At 60.2% G+C, this 4,522-nt stretch carries 3 protein-coding genes; 1 reads left to right on the top strand and 2 read right to left on the bottom strand.

Features of this window, described 5'->3' with window-relative positions; translation table 11 throughout:
* Positions 1 to 274: 274 nt before the first annotated feature.
* Both rtcA and AC56LR_RS21540 read right to left on the bottom strand, forming a co-directional pair.
* Entirely contained in the window at positions 275 to 1,306 is a 1,032-nt protein-coding gene (rtcA, locus tag AC56LR_RS21545) for an RNA 3'-terminal phosphate cyclase (protein ID WP_497133516.1), read from the bottom strand.
* Positions 1,307 to 1,345: 39 nt separating this feature from the next.
* A complete protein-coding gene (locus AC56LR_RS21540; RefSeq protein WP_497133514.1) occupies positions 1,346 to 2,581 on the bottom strand; it encodes an RtcB family protein in 1,236 nt (411 codons plus the stop codon).
* A 197-nt stretch (positions 2,582 to 2,778) separates the two neighbouring features.
* Here AC56LR_RS21540 and rtcR point away from each other — a divergent pair, with 197 nt between their 5' ends.
* Positions 2,779 to 4,389, top strand: a complete 1,611-nt coding sequence (rtcR, locus tag AC56LR_RS21535; protein ID WP_497133512.1) for an RNA repair transcriptional activator RtcR — start codon at positions 2,779 to 2,781, stop codon at positions 4,387 to 4,389.
* Positions 4,390 to 4,522 lie beyond the last annotated feature (133 nt).

Raw genomic sequence — 4,522 nt, 5'->3', positions numbered from 1 at the left:
AACGTATTTCTTTTTTGTGAACATTTGATAATTTAAGTAATCAAGAACCGAAGTTCCTGGCACCTTCATCAAACGCCCACACTTATCGACTGTAAATTGTTAAAGAACTGTATTCGGTACTGCCTTGCTGTGTTCTGTCGAAGCGTTGTGTTCGTCAGCAGCAGAGAAGAGAGAGTATGCAGTGTTTCGCCTAACTCGTCAACCCCTTCGTTTCCTTCGCTGTCGCTGCCGTGAAGCTGCGTGTGCGTCGGAGGAGCAGAACTATAGCAAAGGCTTAGCCATTTGTGCAAGTGCTTTGCACGACGCAGGTACTGTGGTGCTCGCCCTGCTCGAAGCTGAATTCGACAGGCAGGAAGCGGCTGATCACCTGCGCATTGGTCAGCGCATGCTGGCTGACCGACGATAAGGTGAAGCGCCCCGCTCCTGCCAGGGCCATTGGCAACATCAATTGGTCCGCCAGGTGTTCGCCAACCGCCGCACCGGAGGCGATATAGTCCCGTGCCTCTTTTAGCGCCCGCGCCGCGACCTCCTCTGCCCTGACCATCTTTGCCCCGAAGCCCGCAAACACTTCCGTCACATGCTCGTGTTCCAGCGTAAGCAATATGGCATTGCCCGGCCCCTCGCTTGCCGACAGCATCTGAAGTATCAACTGCGATTCGCCCCAGCCCATTTTGCGACCGATAAAGGCGAGTTCACGCTCACCGACACTCGCCGGGATCCCTGCGACGAAGGCTTCGGCGTAGCCGGCGCGGCGGACACCACGGCCCACCAGGTCGAGCGGCCTGAGTTGCGCGCACGGCGCAATCGTGGCCGTGACGACGCCGCCGCCCGCGGGATAAAAGCCGTAACGCTCCAGGTTGAAGTCGACCTGCGCGCCCATGGCGCCAAGCACAGGGCGCCAGGCGCGCTGGAGGAACTGCACCGGAGGCGCCATGGCATTGTGCGTACCGCCACTGATCCTGATGGTCGACGGCGCGCGGGCATGCAGCAATGCGAGGGCGAGTGTCTGCAGGACGAGCGTGCAGCTGCCTGCCGTACCAATGGCGAATTCGTAATCGCCGCCCGCAATCTCGCCGGGCATGAATTCCAGTTCCGCGGATCCGAGTTCCGCATGGCGTACCGCCGCCGCACTGATGCGCGCCGCCGCCTGGACCGCGACCAGGTGCTGCCGCATCAGCCCCGGCTTGGCACGGTTGGCACGAATGCGCGTGATGCGGAAAGGCTGGCCGGTGATCATGGAGAGCACCAGCGCGGTACGCAGGATCTGCCCACCTCCCTCGCCGGCGCTTCCATCGAGTTCAATCATGTTTGTCTCTCTTTCTTATTATTTGAAAAACCGCCCGGGCTAGCCCTTCACGCACACGACCTGCTTCAAGGTGTGCACGACTTCCACCAGGTCACGCTGCGCATGCATGACGGCGTCGATATCCTTGTACGCCATCGGGATCTCATCGATCACATTGGCATCCTTGCGGCACTCGACACCTTCGGTGGCCCGCACCTGGTCGTCCAGTGTGAAGCGGCGCTTGGCCTCGGTGCGGCTCATGGTGCGTCCGGCGCCGTGGCTACAGCTATCGAAGCTCTCGGGATTTCCCTTGCCGCGCACGATAAAACTCTTCGCCCCCATCGACCCCGGAATGATCCCGAGTGCGCCCGCGCGCGCCGATACCGCTCCCTTCCGGGTGATCAGCACATCCTGGCCGAAATGGCGCTCCTTCTGCACGTAGTTGTGGTGGCAGTTGACTGCCTCCACATGCGTCTCGAAGGGTTTGACGATCACCTTGCGTACGGCCGCGATCAGGTTCTGCATCATGACTTCGCGGTTCATGCGCGCGAATTTCTGCGCCCAGCTGACGGCTTCCACGTAATCGTCGTAATGCTCGGTCCCCTCCTCGAGGTAGGCCAGGTCCTGGTCGGGCAGGTTCATCACGTGGCGGCGCATGTCCTTCTTGGCCAGCTCGATGAAGTAGGTCCCGATGGCATTGCCGACCCCGCGCGATCCGGAATGCAGCATGAACCACACGAAACCTGCTTCGTCCAGGCACACTTCGACGAAGTGATTCCCGCTGCCGAGCGTCCCCAAGTGGCGGTGATTGTTCGTGTTCTTCAGCGACGGCGTTTTCAAACAGATCGCATCGAATTCATCCTTCAGCGTCGCCCAGGCCGCATCGACCGGCGCCGGCGGCGTGTTCCACGAACCCTCGTCGCGTCCGCGATGACTGCGGGTTTTCGGCGACATCCCATGCGGGATCGCCCGCTCGATCGCACTGCGCAAGCCAGAGAGGTTATCGGGCAGGTCGTTCGCGCTCAGGGTGGTCTTGGCCGCCATCATGCCGCAACCGATATCCACGCCGACGGCTGCGGGGATAATCGCACCGAGGGTCGGGATCACGCTGCCGATGGTCGACCCTTTACCCAGGTGTACGTCCGGCATGACGGCGATGTGCTTGTACACGAAGGGCATGCGCGCGGTGTTCGCCAGCTGCTGCCTGGCCGATTCCTCGACAGGCACGCCTTGCGTCCACATCTTGACCGGACGCCCACCTTCGACGTCCATGCGCTCGTAATTTTTCTTATCCATGGTTTCCTCTCCGCTCAAAATTGATGTTTGCTTGTCCTTGCTATTGCAAGCGCCGTGCCAGGCTCGGCGAATATGGCGTCGGCGTTTGCAAGCCCTTGATTCCGTTGGACATAATCTTTGAGATAAGGATCTCGACATCGACAAGCTGATTTGGGTGCACCGTGATAATCTATCTTTAAAGATAAGGATTTATAAGAATGAAGAAAAAGACAGTAGTCATCGGCTTCGTCGGAATTAAACTCGATAGTGGAAAAGGCAGCAAGCGGTGGGAGAAATGGCGGCCGAGCGTGGCGCTGACGCAGCATGACGACTTGCTGGTCGACCGCTTCGAGCTGCTGCACGATGCCGGCGTCGAGGGCCTGATCGAGCAGGTCGTGGCCGACATCGGTACGGTATCGCCCGAGACCAGGGTGGTTCCGCGCAAGGTGACGCTGTCCGACGCATGGGACTTCGAGGAAGTCTACGCCGCCCTCTTCGATTTCGCGAAAAGCTACTCGTTCGATACCGACCGCGAAGACTATTGGATCCACATCACGACGGGCACACACGTCGTCCAGATCTGCATGTTCCTGTTGACCGAGGCGCGCTTCTTTCCCGGTCGCCTGGTGCAGACGTCACCACCCCGGCGGCAAGGCCCTGGCGAGCCCGGCATCTATGCGCTGATCGACCTCGACCTGTCGCGCTACGACCAGCTGGCCCAGCGTTTTTCACATGAGCAGGTCGAAGGCGTCGCCTTCCTGAAATCGGGAATCGCGACGCGCAACGCCCGCTTCAATGCCATGATCGATGAGATCGAGCGCGTGGCGATCAAATCGAAGGCCCCGATTCTCCTCATGGGCCCGACCGGCGCCGGCAAATCCTTCCTGGCACGCAGGGTCTACGAGCTGAAGAAAGCGCGCCATCAGATCGACGGCAAGTTCGTCGAGCTGAACTGTGCGACGCTGCGAGGCGACACGGCGGCGTCGACGCTGTTCGGCCATGTGAAGGGCGCTTTCACAGGCGCCGGATCGGACCGGCCCGGCCTGCTCAAGAGCGCACACCGCGGCCTGCTGTTTCTCGACGAGATAGGAGAGCTCGGCCTGGATGAGCAAGCCATGCTGCTCAAGGCGATCGAAGAGAAGCGCTTCCTGCCGGTTGGAGGCGACAGCGAGGTCCAGAGCGATTTCCAGCTCATCGCGGGGACCAACCGCGACTTGTCCGAGGAAGTGGTGGCGGGAAGGTTCCGCGAAGATCTCTATGCGCGGATCAACCTGTGGACTTACATTCTTCCTGGCCTGCGCGAGCGCCCGGAGGATATCGAACCAAACCTGGGCTATCTCTTGATGCAATTTAGCGAGGAGAACGCGCAGATGGTTCGTCTCAGCCGGGAAGCCAGGGCATGCTATATGAAGTTCGCGACCTCCACGGACGCGCTCTGGACGGGCAATTTCCGCGACCTGCTCGCCTCTGTTACCCGAATGGCCACGCTGGCCGACGAGGGCAATATCACGGAGGCGATCGTGCGCGATGAAATCCGGCGCCTTCAGGGCATGTGGCAACGGGTCGGGCGGCCGGGCCAAGGGGGCACGGTCGAGCTATCCGAACTGATGGGGGCAGAGGCGGCAGCCGCACTCGATCTCTTCGATGCCGTCCAGCTCAGGCAGGTCGTTGCCGTCTGCAGGCAGTCGAAAACCTTGTCGGACGCTGGAAGGAAATTGTTCAGTGTCTCGAGAGAGGCCAAAGCGAAGCCAAATGACGCCGACAGGCTCAAGAAATACCTCACCCGGTTTGGCCTTGATTGGGAGGACGTGAGCCTGAACACCGCCTGAATGGAGAAGGCGGGCTCAAACGCAAAAAACCCCACCAGGATCACCTGGTGGGGTTTCTCTTATAACTAGCCTGACGATAACCTACTTTCACACTGGTTGCAGCACTATCATCGGCGCAAAGTCGTTTCACGGT

The sequence above is a fragment of the Telluria sp. ZT3P39 genome (assembly GCF_059685935.1).
Note: the sequence above shows the minus strand (reverse complement) of the source record. Positions and strands in the feature narration are given on the sequence as shown.

Bases quoted from the DNA above. Each gene is read 5' to 3' on its own strand.
- rtcA (WP_497133516.1), bottom strand. From the start codon at position 1,306: ATGATTGAACTCGATGGAAGCGCCGGCGAGGGAGGTGGGCAGATCCTG.
- AC56LR_RS21540 (WP_497133514.1), bottom strand. From the start codon at position 2,581: ATGGATAAGAAAAATTACGAGCGCATGGACGTCGAAGGTGGGCGTCCG.
- rtcR (WP_497133512.1), top strand. From the start codon at position 2,779: ATGAAGAAAAAGACAGTAGTCATCGGCTTCGTCGGAATTAAACTCGAT.